Origin of the sequence: Streptomyces sp. NPDC059534, assembly GCF_042743475.1 — a bacterium.
Lineage (GTDB): Bacteria > Actinomycetota > Actinomycetes > Streptomycetales > Streptomycetaceae > Streptomyces.
Window position 1 is genome coordinate 69,039 of sequence record NZ_JBHWAQ010000013.1, and the last position, 16,708, is coordinate 85,746.

At 73.8% G+C, this 16,708-nt stretch carries 15 protein-coding genes; 8 read left to right on the top strand and 7 right to left on the bottom strand.

Annotated elements, in window-relative coordinates; genetic code table 11:
• Positions 1 to 24 precede the first annotated feature (24 nt).
• On the top strand, positions 25 to 984 hold the full coding sequence (locus tag ACFVZH_RS17615) for a TauD/TfdA dioxygenase family protein (protein ID WP_384898194.1): 960 nt from the start codon (positions 25 to 27) through the stop codon (positions 982 to 984).
• Positions 981 to 2,390: a sulfatase-like hydrolase/transferase gene (locus ACFVZH_RS17620; protein ID WP_384898196.1), complete on the top strand. Its 1,410-nt coding sequence runs from the start codon at positions 981 to 983 to the stop codon at positions 2,388 to 2,390. Before ACFVZH_RS17615 ends, ACFVZH_RS17620 begins: the two co-directional genes overlap by 4 nt.
• A gap of 24 nt (positions 2,391 to 2,414) precedes the next feature.
• Here the strand turns inward: ACFVZH_RS17620 and ACFVZH_RS17625 are convergent, their stop codons facing one another.
• Positions 2,415 to 2,786 (bottom strand): cupin domain-containing protein, encoded by a 372-nt coding sequence (locus ACFVZH_RS17625; protein WP_384898198.1) that lies wholly within the window; start codon positions 2,784 to 2,786, stop codon positions 2,415 to 2,417.
• A 365-nt stretch (positions 2,787 to 3,151) separates the two neighbouring features.
• Here ACFVZH_RS17625 and ACFVZH_RS17630 point away from each other — a divergent pair, with 365 nt between their 5' ends.
• The 3 genes from ACFVZH_RS17630 to ACFVZH_RS17640 all read left to right on the top strand — a co-directional run bounded on the left by ACFVZH_RS17630 (position 3,152) and on the right by ACFVZH_RS17640 (position 5,582).
• Positions 3,152 to 3,511 (top strand): SPW repeat protein, encoded by a 360-nt coding sequence (locus tag ACFVZH_RS17630; RefSeq protein WP_384898200.1) that lies wholly within the window; start codon positions 3,152 to 3,154, stop codon positions 3,509 to 3,511.
• 241 nt (positions 3,512 to 3,752) lie between these two features.
• Positions 3,753 to 4,109, top strand: coding sequence for a DUF805 domain-containing protein (locus tag ACFVZH_RS17635; RefSeq protein ID WP_384898202.1), 357 nt, complete (start codon positions 3,753 to 3,755; stop codon positions 4,107 to 4,109).
• A gap of 183 nt (positions 4,110 to 4,292) precedes the next feature.
• On the top strand, positions 4,293 to 5,582 hold the full coding sequence (locus ACFVZH_RS17640; RefSeq protein ID WP_384898204.1) for an ATP-binding protein: 1,290 nt from the start codon (positions 4,293 to 4,295) through the stop codon (positions 5,580 to 5,582).
• Here ACFVZH_RS17640 and ACFVZH_RS17645 read toward each other — a convergent pair.
• Positions 5,560 to 6,492, bottom strand: a complete 933-nt coding sequence (locus ACFVZH_RS17645; RefSeq protein ID WP_384898207.1) for a PfkB family carbohydrate kinase — start codon at positions 6,490 to 6,492, stop codon at positions 5,560 to 5,562. The genes ACFVZH_RS17640 and ACFVZH_RS17645 overlap by 23 nt on opposite strands.
• A 268-nt stretch (positions 6,493 to 6,760) precedes the next feature.
• Between ACFVZH_RS17645 and ACFVZH_RS17650 the strand changes: the two genes are divergently transcribed.
• On the top strand, positions 6,761 to 7,312 hold the full coding sequence (locus ACFVZH_RS17650) for a YdeI family protein (RefSeq protein WP_384898352.1): 552 nt from the start codon (positions 6,761 to 6,763) through the stop codon (positions 7,310 to 7,312).
• Positions 7,313 to 7,349: 37 nt separating this feature from the next.
• On the opposite strand, the gene ACFVZH_RS17655 is transcribed toward ACFVZH_RS17650, so the two are convergent.
• The 4 genes from ACFVZH_RS17655 to ACFVZH_RS17670 form a co-directional block, all read right to left on the bottom strand.
• A complete protein-coding gene (locus ACFVZH_RS17655) occupies positions 7,350 to 7,916 on the bottom strand; it encodes a GNAT family N-acetyltransferase (protein WP_384898209.1) in 567 nt (188 codons plus the stop codon).
• Between the two features lie 81 nt (positions 7,917 to 7,997).
• Positions 7,998 to 9,131: an ABC transporter substrate-binding protein gene (locus ACFVZH_RS17660; protein WP_384898211.1), complete on the bottom strand. Its 1,134-nt coding sequence runs from the start codon at positions 9,129 to 9,131 to the stop codon at positions 7,998 to 8,000.
• Between the two features lie 115 nt (positions 9,132 to 9,246).
• Positions 9,247 to 10,464: a pyridoxal-phosphate dependent enzyme gene (locus ACFVZH_RS17665; protein WP_384898213.1), complete on the bottom strand. Its 1,218-nt coding sequence runs from the start codon at positions 10,462 to 10,464 to the stop codon at positions 9,247 to 9,249.
• A 238-nt stretch (positions 10,465 to 10,702) separates the two neighbouring features.
• Positions 10,703 to 11,920, bottom strand: coding sequence for a hypothetical protein (locus ACFVZH_RS17670; protein ID WP_384898215.1), 1,218 nt, complete (start codon positions 11,918 to 11,920; stop codon positions 10,703 to 10,705).
• A 176-nt stretch (positions 11,921 to 12,096) separates the two neighbouring features.
• Between ACFVZH_RS17670 and ACFVZH_RS17675 the strand changes: the two genes are divergently transcribed.
• Positions 12,097 to 13,614 (top strand): PP2C family protein-serine/threonine phosphatase, encoded by a 1,518-nt coding sequence (locus tag ACFVZH_RS17675; protein WP_384898217.1) that lies wholly within the window; start codon positions 12,097 to 12,099, stop codon positions 13,612 to 13,614.
• Between the two features lie 94 nt (positions 13,615 to 13,708).
• Here the strand turns inward: ACFVZH_RS17675 and ACFVZH_RS17680 are convergent, their stop codons facing one another.
• Positions 13,709 to 15,199: a hypothetical protein gene (locus ACFVZH_RS17680; protein ID WP_384898219.1), complete on the bottom strand. Its 1,491-nt coding sequence runs from the start codon at positions 15,197 to 15,199 to the stop codon at positions 13,709 to 13,711.
• A gap of 235 nt (positions 15,200 to 15,434) precedes the next feature.
• Here ACFVZH_RS17680 and ACFVZH_RS17685 point away from each other — a divergent pair, with 235 nt between their 5' ends.
• Positions 15,435 to 16,562 (top strand): aminoglycoside phosphotransferase family protein, encoded by a 1,128-nt coding sequence (locus ACFVZH_RS17685; RefSeq protein ID WP_384898221.1) that lies wholly within the window; start codon positions 15,435 to 15,437, stop codon positions 16,560 to 16,562.
• Positions 16,563 to 16,708 lie beyond the last annotated feature (146 nt).

The window sequence follows — 16,708 nt, forward strand, 5'->3', positions numbered from 1 at the left end:
TGCGCACCTCCGAAAGGACCCACCATGTCGACCGCGACCACCACGATCACCGTCCAGAAGGTCGGCGGCCGCCTCGGCGCCGTCATCTCCGGCGTCCGCCTCGGCGGCGACCTCCCCTCCGAGACCGTCGCCGAGATCCGCGCCGCCCTCCTGGCCCACAAGGTCGTCTTCTTCCGCGGCCAGGACCACCTGGACGAGGAGGCGCACGAGGCGTTCGGCCGGCTCCTCGGCACGCCCGTCGCCCACCCCACCGTCCCCTCGGCCGACGGCCGTTACTCCTTCCCGATCGACTCGGACTACGGCGGCCGGGCCAACCAGTGGCACACCGACGTCACCTTCGTGCCCGCCTACCCCGCGTTCTCGATCCTCCGCGCGGTGGTCGTGCCGCCCTACGGCGGCAACACGCTGTGGGCCAACACGGCGACCGCGTACGAGAAGCTCCCGGAGCCGCTGCGCGCCCTCGCCGACAGCCTGCGCGCCGTGCACTCCAACGACTACGACTACGCGGCCCTGCGCCCCGGCGTCCTGCCCGAGCAGCTGGAGCGCTTCCGCGAGGTCTTCGCCTCGACGAAGTACCTCACCGAGCACCCGGTCGTACGGATCCACCCCGAGACCGGTGAGCGCACCCTGCTGCTCGGCAACTTCGTCCAGCGGATCAGCGGCCTGACGGGCGCCGACTCACGTGCCCTGCTCGCCGTGTTCCAGGCGCACGTCGAGCGGCCCGAGAACACCGTGCGCTGGCAGTGGCAGACCGGTGACGTGGCGATCTGGGACAACCGCGCCACGCAGCACTACGGCGTGGACGACTCCGACGACCACGTCCGCAAGCTGCGCCGGGTGACCATCGACGGCGACGTGCCCGTCGGCGTGGACGGCCGCTCCTCGGTGCTGCTCGCGCCCGAGGCCGTTCCCGAGCCGGGCTTCGGCATCGCCTCCGGCGCCTCGACGGCCCCGGCCGCGACGACGGAGTCCGCCACCGCATGACGACCGTCCCGCCCCGGGTGATCGTGGTCCTCACCGACCAGCAGCGGTGGGACACCACGGGCGCCCACGGCAACCCGGCGGGGGTGACTCCCGAGTTCGACCGGCTGGCTCGCGAGGGCACACTGGTCGAGCGGGCGATCACCCCCAACCCGGTCTGCGCGCCCGCCCGTTCGGCGCTGCAGACAGGCCGCTGGCCGACGTCCACCGGGGTCTTCCGCAACGGGCTGCCGCTGCCGGCCGACATGCCCACCCTCGCCTCGGCGCTCGGGGCGGCGGGGTACGTCACCGGCTACATCGGCAAGTGGCACCTGGCCGGCGAGGACGGTCCGGACGGGCCCGTGCCGCCGGAGCGGCGGGGCGGGTACGCCCACTGGCTGGCCTCGGACCGGCTGGAGTTCACCTCGGACGCCCACCGCACGGTGGTGTACGACGAGGAGGGCGAGCCCGTCCGGCTGCCGGGCTACCGCTCGGACGCGCTCGTCGACGCGGCGATCCGGTTCGTCGCGGACCACCACGACCGGCCGTTCCTGCTCTTCCTCTCCCTCCTCGAACCGCACCACCAGAACGCCACCGACGACTACCCGGCCCCGGCCGGCTACCGGGAGCGGTACCAGGGCGGATGGCTGCCGCCCGACCTGGCCGCGCTGAGTCCGGGTGCCCCGCAGGGCGGCGCGCACCGGCACCTCGGCGGGTACCTGGGTCAGATCAAGCGGGTCGACGAGGGGGTGGGCCGGCTCCGGGACGCGCTGCGGAGTCTGGACGTCGAGGACGACACGGTGCTCGCCTGGACCGCCGACCACGGCTCCCACTTCCGCACCCGCAACGCCGAGTACAAGCGGTCGGCGCACGACGCATCGGTGCGGGTGCCGTGGGTGCTGACCGGTCCGGGGTTCCGGGGCGGCGGCCTGGTCCGCGGGCCGGTGTCCACGGTCGACCTGATGCCGACCCTCGTCGACGCGGTGGGACTCGACGTGCCGGAGGGGGTGCAGGGCCGGTCGCTCCTGCCGCTGGTCGGCGGCGGAACGGATCCGGACCGGCCGCGGTCGGTCCTCGTCCAGATCAGCGAGGGCCAGGTCGGCCGTGCGGTGCGGACCGAGCGGTGGAAGTACGCGGTGTCGGCGCCCGGGGCGGACCCCTGGCGCGAGGCGGCGGCGGACCGCTACCGGGAGACCGAGCTGTACGACCTGGCCGCCGACCCGTACGAGCTGGAGAACCTGGTGGGTCTCACCTCCCACCGTGAGGTGGCCGACGGGCTGCGCGACGCGCTGGCCGCGTGGCTGCTGCGGGTGGAGGGAGCGGCGCCGGTGATCGAGGCCGCCCCGCCCCGGACGCTGGACCAGCGGCGCCCGGAGTCCTTCGCGGGGGACGTCGTGCCGTGGGAGGGGGTGCGGTTCGGGCACCGCTGACCGGGGGCGGTGGAGACGGGGGTGTCAGGAGGAGGGCGGCAGGGCGTAGTCGACGAAGCCCACCCAGTCCAGGGCCACGCAGGGTTCGTCGCCGAGCACCCAGGCGTCGTGCCCGGGGGGTACCCGCATGAAGTCGCCGGCGCCGAACTCCACCGACTCCCCGTCGTCCATGACGACCTTCATGCGGCCGCTGACGATGTAGCCGACGTGTGATACCTGACAGCTGTCGGTGCCGGCGATCGGCCCGACGTGCTTGGACCACTGCCAGCCCGGCTCGAAGACGGCGCGGCCGACCGCATCACCGTCACTGGTGATCAGGTCCATCCTGCCCTTGCCGCCCTCGAAGCGACGGGTCTCGTCCGCTGAGTCGAAGCTCTTCCGTACGATGCCGGCCATCACACACTCCCGGCGGTGGGTGGTTTCGGTTCCCCGAGTCCACTTTCAGGCTACGCCGGGACGGCGCCGGTCACCCTGCCGGACCGGGACGCTCCCCTTCCCCTCGGTTTTCCGGCCGGCACGGCCCGCCCTTGGAGGTTCCGCGCATAGTGTCGGCCCGAATTCTGTGCACATCCCTTATCGGGCAGATCTACACATAAAGGCCAGATAAGCGCACAATGAAGCAGCGGCATGAAAATGCCGGAACAGCGGCCAGACGTGCAGGACGCCAGAAGGAGGCGAGTCGTATGGCCGACGTCTCTCACCGTCCCGGTGATATCGCGGGACACCCCGACGCGCCGGAAATGCGGGACCGATACGCCCGTATGCTCCAGACCCGAGGTGTCGCGGCGGTCGAGGAACTCGTGATCCTCGCCGGTATCTACGCCGCGATCTCCGCGTGGACGGTTCATTTCGCCGCGGCCCAGCCCGCACTCGCCATCAGCAATCTGGTCGTCGGCATCGCGCTCGCGGTCCTCGGCCTGTGCATGTCGGTGGCCCCCGAGCGGTCGCAGGACCTGAACTTCGTCGTCCTGCTGATGGGCGCGTGGCTGATCATCGCCCCGTGGGTGGTCGGACAGAGCCCCGACACCGGGACCGTCCTCAGCAACGTGATCACCGGTGCGTGCGTCTGCCTGTTCTCGCTCACGGCCGGTGGACTGCTCATGAGCAAGCGGCGGACGTGACGCCCTGACCGGGGCTCACGGCGCCACTCGCGCACCGATTCCCCCATCCATCCGTTGATCCTCTCCAGGAACGGCGGCATCTCCTTCCCCCGGAGGTGCCGTCGTTCACCGTGCCGGTCCGGGAACGGCCAATACCGGGTAACGAATCGGCCGGTGTGGTTTCAGTCACACGGGTCTGCGTAAAGCTTCCCCAAGCACAGGTACAGGCTTCCGCTCGCACACCCAGTCCTCGGGGGGAAATGTGAACTGGTACCTCGACGTCCTCAAGAAATACGCCGTGTTCAACGGTCGTGCGCGCCGCCAGGAATTCTGGATGTTCACGCTCTTCAACGCGATCGCGGCGATCATCGTCGCGGTCGTCGACATGGCGATCGGCAGTTACCCGCTCCTTTACGCCATCTACGTCCTCGGCGTCCTCCTGCCGGCCCTCGGCGTGACCGTCCGCCGCCTGCACGACACCGGCCGGTCCGGCTGGTGGATCCTCATCGACCTGGTTCCGCTGGTCGGCGCCATCATCCTGATCGTCTTCCTCGCCACCGAGGGCGAGTCCCAGCAGAACGCCCACGGCCCCAACCCGAAGCTCGCACCGGCCCAGTGACGTACCGCTCCGTCCCCGAGACCCCCGGCGGCCCCGCCACCGGGGGTCTCGCTCGTGCATAGAGCCGCTACGGAGCGTTCGGCGACGTCACCTTGTGCACGGTGGCGCACGACCCGCCCCCACCGCCGCGCCTAGCCTCGCCGCACAGAACGCAACGGAACGAACGAGGGGCGGACACCAGCGGTGAACTGGCACATCCACGACTACCGCGAGAGCGATCTCGCCGCGGTCGTCCATCTGATCGACACCACCGCCGAGCTCGGGCAGGAGTCCGTGTTCTCGCTCGCCGAGTGCATCGGCGCCCTCACCAGCCGCCAGCCGGCCGTGGTCGCCGTCCACCAGGGCGTGCCCATCGGGGCCGCGCTCGCCTGTGTCTCCGGGGAGCGGGCCTGGGTGATGCGCGTCGCGATCTCCTCGGCGTGGCGCGGCCGCGGCCTGGCCAGCGCGCTGCTCGTGGAACTGGAACGACGGCTCGTGGCGGCCCGGGTCGGGCGGATCGCCTACGTCCTGCCGGAGGAGGAACTCCTCGGCGAGGGGCTGCTGAACGCCGGCTACACACGGCAGCCGGCCGTCGCGTACTTCGAGAAGGTGGAGCCGCTGCACGGACCGGCCGCCGGACTCCTCGACGACCTGGGCGGCCGGCTGCTCCCGGGCGACCTGTGGGCGAAGGTCGCCGGGATGGAGCGCGAGAAGGACCTGATCGAGCGGCGGGTGGTGCTCCCCCTCGCCGAGCCGGAGCAGGCCACCCGGCACGGGGTGCGCCCGCCGCGCGCGGTCTGCCTCTTCGGCCCGCCCGGCACCGGGAAGACGACGTTCGCGCGCGGGATCGCCTCCCGCCTCGGCTGGCCCTTCGTGGAGATCCTGCCGTCCCGGCTCGCCGACGAGGGGAACCTCGCCGCCGCCCTGCGGTCCGCGTTCGCGCGGATCGCCGAACTGGAGCGGGTCCTCGTCTTCATCGACGAGGTCGAGGAGATCGCCCCGGTCCGTTCCGAGCCCGCGCAGCCCGGTGGCATGCACGGCGTGACGAACGAACTCCTGAAGCTGATACCGGGATTCCGGGAGGGGGACGAGCGGCTGCTGGTCTGCGCCACCAACTCGATCCGCTCCCTCGACCCGGCCTTCCTGCGCCCCGGCCGGTTCGACTACCTGATCCCGATCGGCACCCCGGACAAGGCGGCGCGGGCCGCGATCTGGGCCCGCTACACCGAGGGCCGCCCGGACGTCGACATCGACGAACTCGTCCTGGCGAGCGACCTCTTCACCCCGGCCGACATCGAGCACGCGGCCCGGATCGCCGCCCAGGCGTCCTTCGAGCGGGACCTGCTCGCCGTCGGCGGGCGCGGCAGCGACGCCTCGGTGCCCGGCGCGAGCACGGCGGACTATCTGGCGGCCATCGGACAGTGCCGGCCGACGGTGACCCCGGAGATGATCGAGCAGTTCGCCTCGGACATCACCACGCACGCCCGCACGTGATGACGAACTCCTCTCCCGCCGCGTCCAGTTCGTCCCGGTCCGGCGGCTGCGCGCCGGCCCGGGACACGGTGACGGCCGCCGCCGCGCCCGCTCTCCGCAGCAGCCTGGCGAGGTACTCGGCGCCGACCCCGCCGAGGTCGTCCCGGCCGCGCATGGCGAGGGTGTCGAGGACGGCGGACATGAAGGAGTCGCCCGCACCGACCGTGTCCACGACGGGAACCGCCGGTGCGGTCGCGGTGGCCGTCGCCCGCCGGGTGACGGCGAGCGAGCCGTCGGCGCCCCGGGTGACCAGGACGACGGCCGGACCGAGGTCGAGCCAGCGGGTGGCGACCGTACGCGGGCTCTCGCCCGGGTACAGCCAGGCGAGGTCCTCGTCGCTGGCCTTCACCAGGTCGCTGAGGGCGACACAGCGCTCGACGCGCGCGACCGCCTCGGCATGGTCGCCCATCAACGCGGGCCGCACGTTCGGGTCGTAGCTGACCGTGGCCCGGCCCCGGAGCCCTTCGACCAGGGCCACCACGGCCGCCGCGCCGGGCGCGGTGACGGCCGCGATCGACCCGATGTGGACGTACGTGGGGGCCGGGACGGACCGGGCGTGCTCCGCCTCCAGCGTCCAGGCGATGTCGAAGGTGTACGTGGCCCGGCCCTGGTCGTCGAGGGCGACGACCGCGGACGGGGTGCGGGCGGGCGCGCCGCCGACCTCCACCCGTACGCCCGCGCCCTTGAGATGGCCGGCGATCAGCCGCCCGTCGGGGTCGTCGGCCAGCTGGGTCAGCAGGGTGACCTCCCGCCCCAGCCGGGCGAGGCCGTACGCGACGTTGGCGGGGCTGCCGCCCGGGTGGACCCGGTCGGCGGTGCCGGGGGCGCGGACGATGTCGGCGACGCACTCGCCGATCACCAGGAAGGACATGGGGTCAGAGCTCCTCGGCGTAGGTGTCCCGGCAGCCGGCCCGGCCGCCGCCCGGAGGCGGATGCCCTGCCGGACGACCCGCAGATGGTACGCCGCACCTCAGCTCGCGCGCCGGTACGACCCCGTGCCCGTCCTCCGTCCGTACAACGGCCGCTGTGCCTATCGTGTTCACCGAGGGACGCCGCCCGGGGTGACCGGCGGCATCCGCGCGTACGGGGGAGGGGATGTTCCGGTGGCACCGGTGGAGACGGTCGAGGGGCTCGCGGTCATGGCGTTCGGCGACGGGAAGGAGCTGGAGACCTGGCTGGAAGCGCACCACGCGGACACCCCCGGCATCTGGCTGCTGCTCGCCAAGAAGGGTTCGGGGCTCCCCTCGCCGACCTCGGACGAGATCCTCGACGGCACGCTCGCCTACGGCTGGATCACCGGCAAACGCATCACCCGCGACGAACGGACCTACCTCCAGAAGATCACCCCGCGCCGCCCCCGCAGCCTCTGGTCCCAGGTCAACGTCCGCCAGATCGAGGCGCTCACCGCCGCCGGCCGCATGCGCGAACCCGGCCTCGCCGAGGTCCGGGCAGCGCAGCGGGACGGACGCTGGGAGACCGCCTACCCCTCCCAGAAGGACGCGACCGTCCCGGACGACCTGGCCACCGCCCTCGCCGCCGACCCCACGGCGGCCGCCGCCTTCGAGGCGCTCGGCAAGACCGACCGCTACCTGCTGATCCTCGGCCTGTGGCAGGCCCGCACGGCGAAGACGAGGGCGGCCCGGCTGGCGCGGTCGATCGCGGCGCTCTCGGGCGGCAACAGGCCACGGTGAGACCGGGCGTCCGGCCGGGATCCCCCGAGCCGCGCGCTCAGGGCCTCGGCCCGGAGTCCCGTCGGCATCGGTACATCACCTGGTGGGCGTCCCACTCCACGAAGGACTCGGCGTGCTCCAGGCCCACGGCCTCCAGGAGTCGGCGGGACCGGTGGTTCGCCTCCTGGGTGACCGCGACCACGCTCGGCGCGGTCACCAGCGCCCGCGCCACGGCCGCTCCGACCGCCTCGCGCGCGTAACCCCGCCCCCAGTGCTCGGGAAGGAACTGGTACGAGACCTCCGTCTCGCCGCCCCGCCCACCGTCGTCCACCGTGACAAGACCCAGCACCACGCCGTCCTCGGCCCGGACCACCGCGTGGAATCCGGGAGCCCCGACGATCCTCCGCTGCCGGATCCTGACCACCGACTCGATGACGGGCCCGCCGAGATGACGCCGCACGTCGGGGTCGGTCCACAGCCGTGTCACGGCGGGCACGTCACCACTCCGGACCGGCCGCAGCACCAACCGCTCGGTGACGAGCGGCCCGGTGGAGGCGATCGGCGCCGGGAGCGGGGCGGAGTGCGGGCAGACGGTCATGCCTCCGATCATCTCAGTGTTCGGCATCCGGGTCGTGCTCCCGACGAAGGGCGCGGGTGCCGGCCCGGGAGCGGGAGCGGCCGGGGGCTGGGGCGGCCTCCGGCACGGTCAGCCGGTGTGGAGGATGCGGAACCGGTCGGGCGCCGCCGGGTCGCGGTCGGCGACCTGCACGGGGGCCCACGCCCACTGCCAGACGGTGAGGGCCGACGGGCGGGAGAAGCGGATCGGCCCACGCGTGCCCTCGACCGCCAAGTACGGCCAGGACGCGGCGATGGCGGCACGGTCGGTGCCGTGGGAGCGGAGGGCCTCGGCGAGGACGGTGACGGTGTCCCAGCCTTCGAAGGCGACGAAGGACGGGGCTTCGCCGATCCGCTCGCGGAGCCGGGCCCGGACGCGCTCGCCGAGTGGGCCGAGCTGTTCGGGCAAATAGCGCAGGAAGGGGATACCGGCGCCGTCCGGCCCCAGCGCGGCCATCCACTCGGCCGTCTCCGGTTGTCCCGCCGGGGCTCCGATGAGGATCTCCGGCAGCCGCCGGTCGGCGCGTACGGCCCGGACGAGGGGGACCGCGGGCTCCGGCATGCCGACCAGCAGGAGGAGTGCCGTCGCGCCGTGGTCGACGAGCGCGTCGCACAAGGCTTCGGGGGTGAGTGCGCCGGCGTCGAGTTCGACGACGGTACCGCCGTGCGGGGCGAGGTGGTCCCTGAGGAGGCGGGTCCCGGTCGCCCAGTAGACGCTCGGCTGGGTGGCGACGGCTATCCGGTGCCGGCCCGCTCCGAGAAGGAAGTCCCCGTAGATCCGCCACCCGTGGGACTGCGCCGGGGCCACCCTCGCCACCCACTCCGTCGTCTCCTCGGTGAGTGCGTCGAGTACGGCGGACGAGCAGAGGAACGGCACGCCGAGTGCGTCGGCCCGGGCGGCGGCGGCGCGGGCGACGACGCTGTGGTACTCACCGACCACGGCGGCCACGCCCAGCCCGGCCAGTTCGTCCACGGCCGCCGCGGCCCGCCCCGGGTCCGCCGCCGTGTCCCGGACGACCAGTTCCAGCGGCCTGCCACCGATCCCTCCGCCGTCGTTCACCTCATGCACGGCCAGCTCGAGTCCGGCCAGCAGGTGGCGGCCCGACTCGGTCCATCCGGGCCGCGTCAGCGGGACGAGGGCGCCGACCCGGACGGGCGTCCTATCCGGGTGCTCCGCTCCGGACGGCGACGGCGACGGCGACGGCGACGAAGGCGGCGTGTTCATGGGTGTTACTCCTCTGGGAGGCTGTGATGGTGTTCCGCCGGGAATCCGGGCGGTGTGCTTCCTGTGATGGACGGTGCGGTACGGGACCGGTGGCGGCCGTCCCCCGCGTCTGCCCTCAGCGACCGCGCCGTCCCGTCGCGCCGGGCTCCGTCAGCGCGGCTCTGAGGGACGGCCAGTCCGGGGCCGTCGGCACGTAGGTCTCCCTCGCGGTGCCGATGTCCTTGTAACCGCTGGAGGTGACCACGCAGACGACCGGGCCGCCGGTGTCGTCAGGTCCATGCGCGCGGAAGCCGGCGAGCCCGGCGGCGGAGGAGACCTCACACCAGAGGCCCTGGTGCGCCAACTCGGCCTGTGCGGAGGCCATCTGTTCGTCCGTCACCGTACGTGCGGCGCCGCCGGTCTCGCGGACGGCGAGGACGCCGCGATAGCTGTTGATCTCGCAGTCGATGGCGTAGGCGGTGGTGGGACCGACGGGGACGCGGGCGACGGGCCGGCCCGTACGGAGGGCTTCGGTGAGGGCGCCGGCGGCGGCGGGTTCGGTCGCGTACACACGGGGCACGGAGTCGGTCACGCCGAGTCGGGCGAGCTCCTGGAATCCCTTGGCCACGCCGAACAGCAACTCGCCGTATCCGGTGGGGAGGTGGACCGCCGCGGGCGCCCGGCCCAGGTCGAGTGCGATCTCGTAGGCGAGGGTCTTGTACCCCTCGGGCCCGAAGGGGTGCCCGGTGTGGGCGGTGTCCGTGACGCTGCTGACGCTCTGGAAGCCGAGCTCGTCGACGATCCGGCGCATCAGCGGGCGGACGGAGTCGTACGGCACGGTCAGCACCGTCGCCCCGTACGCGCGGAGGTGGGAGGCGACGGCGGGCGGCGCGTCCGGGGAGGTGAAGACGGCGCACGGCAGCCCGGCGCGGGCCGCGTAGGCGGCGGCCGCCGCCCCGTGGTTGCCGGACGAGGACACCACGATGCCCTGGGCGCCCGAGGCGACGGCGGCGCTGACGGCGACCCGGTTGAGGCGGTCCTTGTGGCTCCACGTGGGGTTGCGCGACTCGTCCTTGACCCAGACGCCGTCGGCGAGTTCGACCAGCGGGGTGTTCCCCTCGCCGAGGCCGGGCGCCGCGAGGGGCGGCAGCAGCGGGGCCCATCGCTCCAGGCCGTGGGCGGCCGGGCGGCTGAAGAGGTCGGCCGGGACGTCGCCGTAGGCGTAGTCGATGTCGAGCGGGTACGCGACCTCGTCCGTGGACGTGATCGGACAGCCCCGCGTCAACGGCGGCCAGAGCGGGTGGCGCACGGACGGATCGGCGAGCGAACGCTGAGCGGTGGCGAGCGAGGTCACGCGTGGGCCTTTCGTCACGAGGAATGGGGGAAGAAGGAGGAGGAAGCCGGAAAGGGGAGCGGGAACGGGGGCGATCGGGTGCGTGGGAGGGCGCGAGCCTGACCCACCGGGTGGGACCCCACCGGCCGCGCCCCGCCCCGGAGTCACCGGGTGCGGCCGCCCGGCGGCCGCGCCGCGACCCGGTCGCACCTGGTCGGCCCCGCCGGGGCTGGTCGGGCCGCCGGTCGCTCGGTGTCGTTCAGCCCAGCCGGCGGGTGAGGGCGGCGAGGGCTCCGGGCTGGCGGCCGGGGACGCGGCGGCGCAGGGCGACGAGGGTGGGGCCGAGGGAGCGGGCGCGGGCGGGGTCGGCGATCTGTTCCCACTGGTGGTGGGCGCGGTCGACGGCGCCCTCGACGTCCGGGTCGTCGGGGCGCTGCCGGAGGCGGAGGCGGGCCTCGGCGGCGGCGAGCCAGAGTTCGCAGCTGCGGGCGGGTTCCCCGGCGAGGCGGGCGAGGTCGGCCCGTACCTCGGTCCAGTGCACGGCTTCCGGCGACTGGGGTCCGTGGCGGCGCAGGGCCTCGTGTTCCCAGGCCGCCGCGACGGCCGCCGCCTCTCCGTGGCGCCCGGCCATGGCGGCGGCGAGGATCGCGGGGTGCGGGTCCTGCGGCACGGCGGGAGCGGGAACGGCCGGGGGCGCCGGCGCGAGGAACCGGGTCTCGGCGGTCGCCGCGGCGGTCCCGGCGGCGGCCTCCGCGTGGAGGGTGGCATGCGGGAGGCGGGCGCCGGAGCGCCAGAGTTCGGCCCAGGCGCGGAGATAGTCGGGGGTCGTGGGTTCGCCTCGGCGCGGGGCGGGCGTCACCCGTCCGTAGAGCAGGGGTCCCGGGCCCAGGTGCAGCAGTTCGGGTACGGCGGCGAGGCGCTGCCACACGTCGGGGTCGGCGGCGAGGTCGGCGACGACGGTCGTGGTGCCGGGCGGCCGGGCTCCGAGTTCCCCGGCGAGCCAGTGCCAGGGCAGTGCCGTGTAGCGGAGGGTGGCCGGGGTGGTGCGGGCGAGGGCGAGGTGGGGCAGCTCCTGGCGGCGGTCGAGGTGGAGCTGGCCGGCGAGGCAGACGACCAGGGGGCCGGGGCTCGACGCGGCGGCGCGGAGGCGGGTGAGGACGGTCTGCGGGTCGAGGGGGTCGGCGAGTTCGACGACCGTGGCGGCCGCCGTCCCGGTGAGGACCCCGGGCGGTACGGCGGCGAGGGCCGGCAGGACGGACGCGGCGTCCATGGCGCGGCCGCGCCCGGCGGGTGCGGCCGCGAGCAGGAGCGCGGTGCCCACCGGGGCCGTGGCGCCGTCGCCGCCTCCCGCCGTACGCGCGCCCGCCGTACGAGCACCCGTTCTCCCGGCCGTCGTTCCCGTGGCCGCGCCCGTACCCGCCCCGCCCGTGACCGCCGTGTACGTGCCCACCGTGCCGTTCCCGTCGTCGTTCACCACCCCAGCACCGTAACGCGTCGCGCCCTGGCCGATAATCGCTGGGCCTTTGACATATGCCGGAAGCACCACCGGATCGAGTGTTGCCAAATCCCTTACGGGCTGTGCCGGGCTGTGCAACAGTCGTATACGGGCCTCCCTTTCACACCTGGCCGCCCGCGCCTGTATCGGAGTTCGACATGCCGTCCCATCTGTTCGCGGACCGCCCCGCCCAGCCGCCGGAGCCGGGCGCGGTGGACGCGCTGATCTCGCAGACCCGCCGCCTGCGCGGTGAGGTCGACGCCGTGCGCCGGGACGCCGTGGCGGACGACGACGATCCCCAGCAGCGCTGGCAGCGCGCCCTGTGCGACCTCGCCGTGCATCAACTCGACGACCTCGGCGCCCACTTGGGCCAGCTGCGGGCGGGCGTCCCGGCGGAGCTCCCGCCCGTGTCGGACCCCGGCACCGAGGCCGAGACCGAGGCCGCCACCGAGTTCGACGGCGCCCTGGACGACGCGCTCGTGACGGACCCCGGCACCGCGTACGGCCAGGCCGCCCCGCCGCGCACCGGCTCGCTGCTCTCCCGGGTCGGCAGCGCCGAGTGGAACCTGCTCACCGACGAGGTCAGCTGGTCGGAGGAGCTCTACCAGATCTTCGGCCGCGCCCACGAGAGCGGCCCGATGTCGCTCGACGAGATGCCCTCGATGGTCTTCGCCGAGGACCAGTCCGTCCTCCAGGCCATGGTCACCGACTGTCTGATCGACGGGAAGCCGATCGACGGCGAGTTCCGCATCGTACGGACGGACGGCCGGGTGCGCACGGTCCACATGACCGGCGAACCCGTGCTCGACACCGACGGCTGCACCGCCTCGATGTGGGCCGTTTTACGGGACGTCAGCGAACTGCGGCGCAGCCAGCGGGCGGTCCGCGAGAGCCGCGACAGCTTGGAGCGCAGCCGCCAGATCGAACAGACCGAGCGCCGGGTCGCCGTCGAACTCCAGGAGGCGGTGCTCCCGCCGTGGCGCGGTTCGCTCCGCTTCGCCCACGACGGCCCCGCCCCGCTCGACGTGGCCGCCCATTACCTGCCGGCCGCCACGACGGGTCTCATCGGCGGCGACTGGTACGACGCGCTCGCCCTGCCGGACGGGGACGCGCTGCTCACCGTCGGTGATCTGACGGGCCACGGGGTCGCCGCGACCTCCTCCATGGCCATGCTCCTCGGCGCGCTGCGCGGCATGGCCGTCGCCGGGATCCGGCCCGCCGCCCTGATGGGTCACCTCAACCAGCTCCTGGAGACCTCCGTACAGCCCGCGCTCGGCAGCGCGATGTGCTGCCGCTACGACCCGGTCGCCCAGCGGCTGACCTGGGCGCAGGCCGGCCACCCCGCCCCGCTGCTGTTCCGCGACGGGACGGGGCACGTCCTCCGCCGGCCCGAGGGCGTCCTGCTCGGGGCGACGACCGGAGCCGTGTACGGCGAGGCCGAGACCCGGCTGCTGCCGGGCGACGTACTCGTCCTCCACACCGACGGGCTGACGCGCGGCAGCGCTGCCGCCGGTGTCTTCGGGGACGACACCGGAGCACGCCGGCTCCTGGCCCTCGGCCCCCGGCTCGCCGGGGCGCGGGACGCCCAGGACGGTGTGCGCGCGGTGGTCGAGGAGTTCGGCGAGGAGCAGCGCGAGGACGACGCCTGCGTGATGGTGGTCCGGGTCGGCCACTGAGCCGCCCGGGCCCTGCCCGCCGAGAGTTCCGGGCCCGGCCCCTTGTTCCCGCAGGCGCTTCGGCCTCCGGACCCTCCTGCCTTGGCGGGAGGGTTCAGACCTGCCCGTTCCTCGGGCGGAGGACCGGGGAGCGGGGCAGGGCGAGTTCGATCTCCTCGCGCAGGTGCTCGATCTTCGAGTAGCCGGCGTACTGGCCGGTGAGCCGGTACATCTCCCGCAGGCGGACCCAGGTCCGGTGGGACGAGGTGTCCCCCATGGACATGAGGGCGAGCCGGGCGTACCGGTCGGCCTGCTCGGGGTCGTCGGCGATGAAGCAGGCCGAGGCGAGCGAGATGTGGTCGAAGAGCTTCGAGCGGTCGTGGCCGCCGCGCCGGAGTTCGAGCGCCAGCTTGGCGTGCCGCTGCGCGGGGACGGCGGCGGCCGGGTCGTGCTCGGCGAGGGTGCGGTAGGCGAGCGCCTGCATGCCGTGCATGTCGGCCTCGTCGAAGTTCTGCATCCAGCTCGGCTTCTCGTCGCCCCGGTCGGAGACGAAGAGGTCCTCGGCCTCGCCGAGGGTGCGGCGCATGGCCTGGCCCCGGCCCATCGACGCCTGCGCCCACGCCTCGATCGTGTGGAACATCGCCTGCGTCCTCGGCAGCACCCGCTCACCGGAGCCGGCCTTCGCCAGCTTCATGAGGTCGAGGGCGTCGTCGGGCCGGCCCAGGTGCACCATCTGGCGGGCCGCCCGGGAGAGCGCCTCGCCGGCGCGGGGCCGGTCGCCGCCCTCTCGGGCCGCGTGGGCCGCGATGACGAAGTACTTCTGCGCCGTGGGTTCGAGGCCCACGTCGTGCGACATCCAGCCCGCGAGGACGGCGAGGTTGGCGGCGACGCCCCACAGGCGCCGATGGAGGTGGTCGGCGTGACGGTAGGCGAGCATGCCGCCCACCTCGTTGAGCTGGCCCACCACCGCCTTGCGCTGGAGGCCGCCGCCCCGGGAGGCGTCCCAGGCACGGAACACCTCCACCGAGTGCTCCAGAGCCTCGATCTCCTCCGACCCGATGGGGGCGGCCTCGTAGCGGTCGAACCCAGCGGGGTCGGCGTGGAGGGGATCGGTGGCCCGCTGAGCGCCGCCCTGGCGGGCGGGGTCGGTCTGCAGCCAGTCGTGCATGGCGTTGGTGAGTACGGAACCGGCGGCGAGCGCGGCACCCGCGCCCACCAGGCCGCGTCGGTTGAGCATGAGGTCCATTCCCGTGAATTCGGTGAGGACCGCCGCCGTACGATCGGGTGCCCAGGGCAGCCCGTCAGGGTTCTCCGTCTTCCTGACGTCCTGCCGCTTTCCGCTGCGCCCGTGTCGTACGAACCCGAGGTCCTCGATGGTCACGACACGGCCGAGTCGCTCGGTGAACAGTGCTGCCAGCACCCGGGGGACGGGATCGCGGGGCGTTTCGCCCCGGTCGATCCAGCGCCGGACCCGCGAGGTGTCGGTCGCCAGCTGGGGGTGGCCCATGGCCGCCGCCTGCCGGTTGACGAGTCTCGCGAGTTCGCCCTTGGACCAGCCGGCCAGGCCGAAGAGGTCCGCAAGGCGGGTGTTGGTTTGTCCGGTCACGTCTAAGCCCCCAGGTTCTCGGCTGAGTTGACAGTAGCCCGCTGTCATAGGGCTGGCGACTATTCGCCAGGGTTCGCCAGGGTGCGCCCGATGTTCCGCCACCCGCGCCCGGGTGTCAGGTATGAACGCGCCACCCCGCACCGCCGACCGGCCCTCATTCCCCAGGGTGCGGACCCGGGGAGCGGGCGGGGCGACGCACGCAACTCGTCGGCACACGAAGGGATCTGTCACCTCCATGTACACAGCATCGTCCTCCGTGTCCGCCCCGCCCCGGCCGCAGCACCGCATCGTCCCCGCCGGCGCCGGTCCGTACCTCGCTCCCGCGCCCCAGGCCGTCCGGCCGAGGCGCTGGACGGGCGGCACCGGTACCCAGCCGGTCAGCGGGAGAATCGATCTGTCCGGCCCCCAGGGGGCGCAGCTGAAGATCGCGATCGCCTCGGTCCACCGGATCTGCCCGGAGTTCAACCCGGTGCAGGTGCTGCGGCGCAGCGGCCGTTCCGTCCTCATCGTCGGGACGACCGGGCGGACCACGGCGGTCGCGAAGTGTTTACTGGACCACTCCCCCGCGTGGGTCGAGCGGTTCCGGCACGAGATAGCTTCCTACCGCTCCTTCGTCCGCCACCGTCCGCCGGTGCGGGCGCCGCGGCTGATCGCGGCGGACCCGGAGAACTGCACGCTGGTGATCGAGCGGATGCCCGGGCGGGCGGCGGCGCTGTCGCGCCACCCCGTGGAGGCGCCGCCGCGGGCCGACGTGCGGGCCGCGCTCGGCGCGGTCGCCCGGCTCAACGCCTGGCGCCCGCCGGCCGGGACCTTCGACGCCCCGCTGGACTACGGCACCCGGATCGCGCGCTTCCACGAGCTCGGCCTCTTCACCGACCGGGACCGGGACGACCTGCAGAAGCTGATGCACGGTCTGGCGCACGCGGGCGGGCGGCAGGGGATGGGGCAGTTCTGTCACGGTGACGCGCTGCTCTCCAACATCCTGCTCTCCCCCGCCGGTCCGGTCCTCGTCGACTGGGAGCACGCGGGCTGGTACCTCCCCGGGTACGACCTGGCCACGCTGTGGGCGGTGCTCGGGGACGCGCCGCTGGCCCGGCGCCAGATCAGTCAGCTCGCCCAGCAGGCGGGACCGGCCTCCCGGGACGCCTTCCTGGTCAACCTGATGATCGTGCTGACGCGGGAGATCCGTACGTACGAGACGGCGGTGCAGCGCACCATGAAGGAGGCTCCGCCGGCCGGCTCCGTGCCGGTGCCCTCGGGGGCGCTCACGCCCGGTGAGGAACAGCGGCTGCTCCTGAGGCGGCTGCACGACGACTGCGCCATGGCACGGCGGGCCGTGCGCGCGGCGGTCGGGACGCGCTGAAGGGCGGGCCCGACCGACGGGAACGGGGGGGTGGGGGGGGCGGCGCGGGGCGCCGGCAGCGGCACGGCGGGGCGGCCCGCGCCGCGCGCCACCAGCCCGGCGACCCCCGCGCCGACGGAGCACAGCAGACCGATCAGGGGGATATA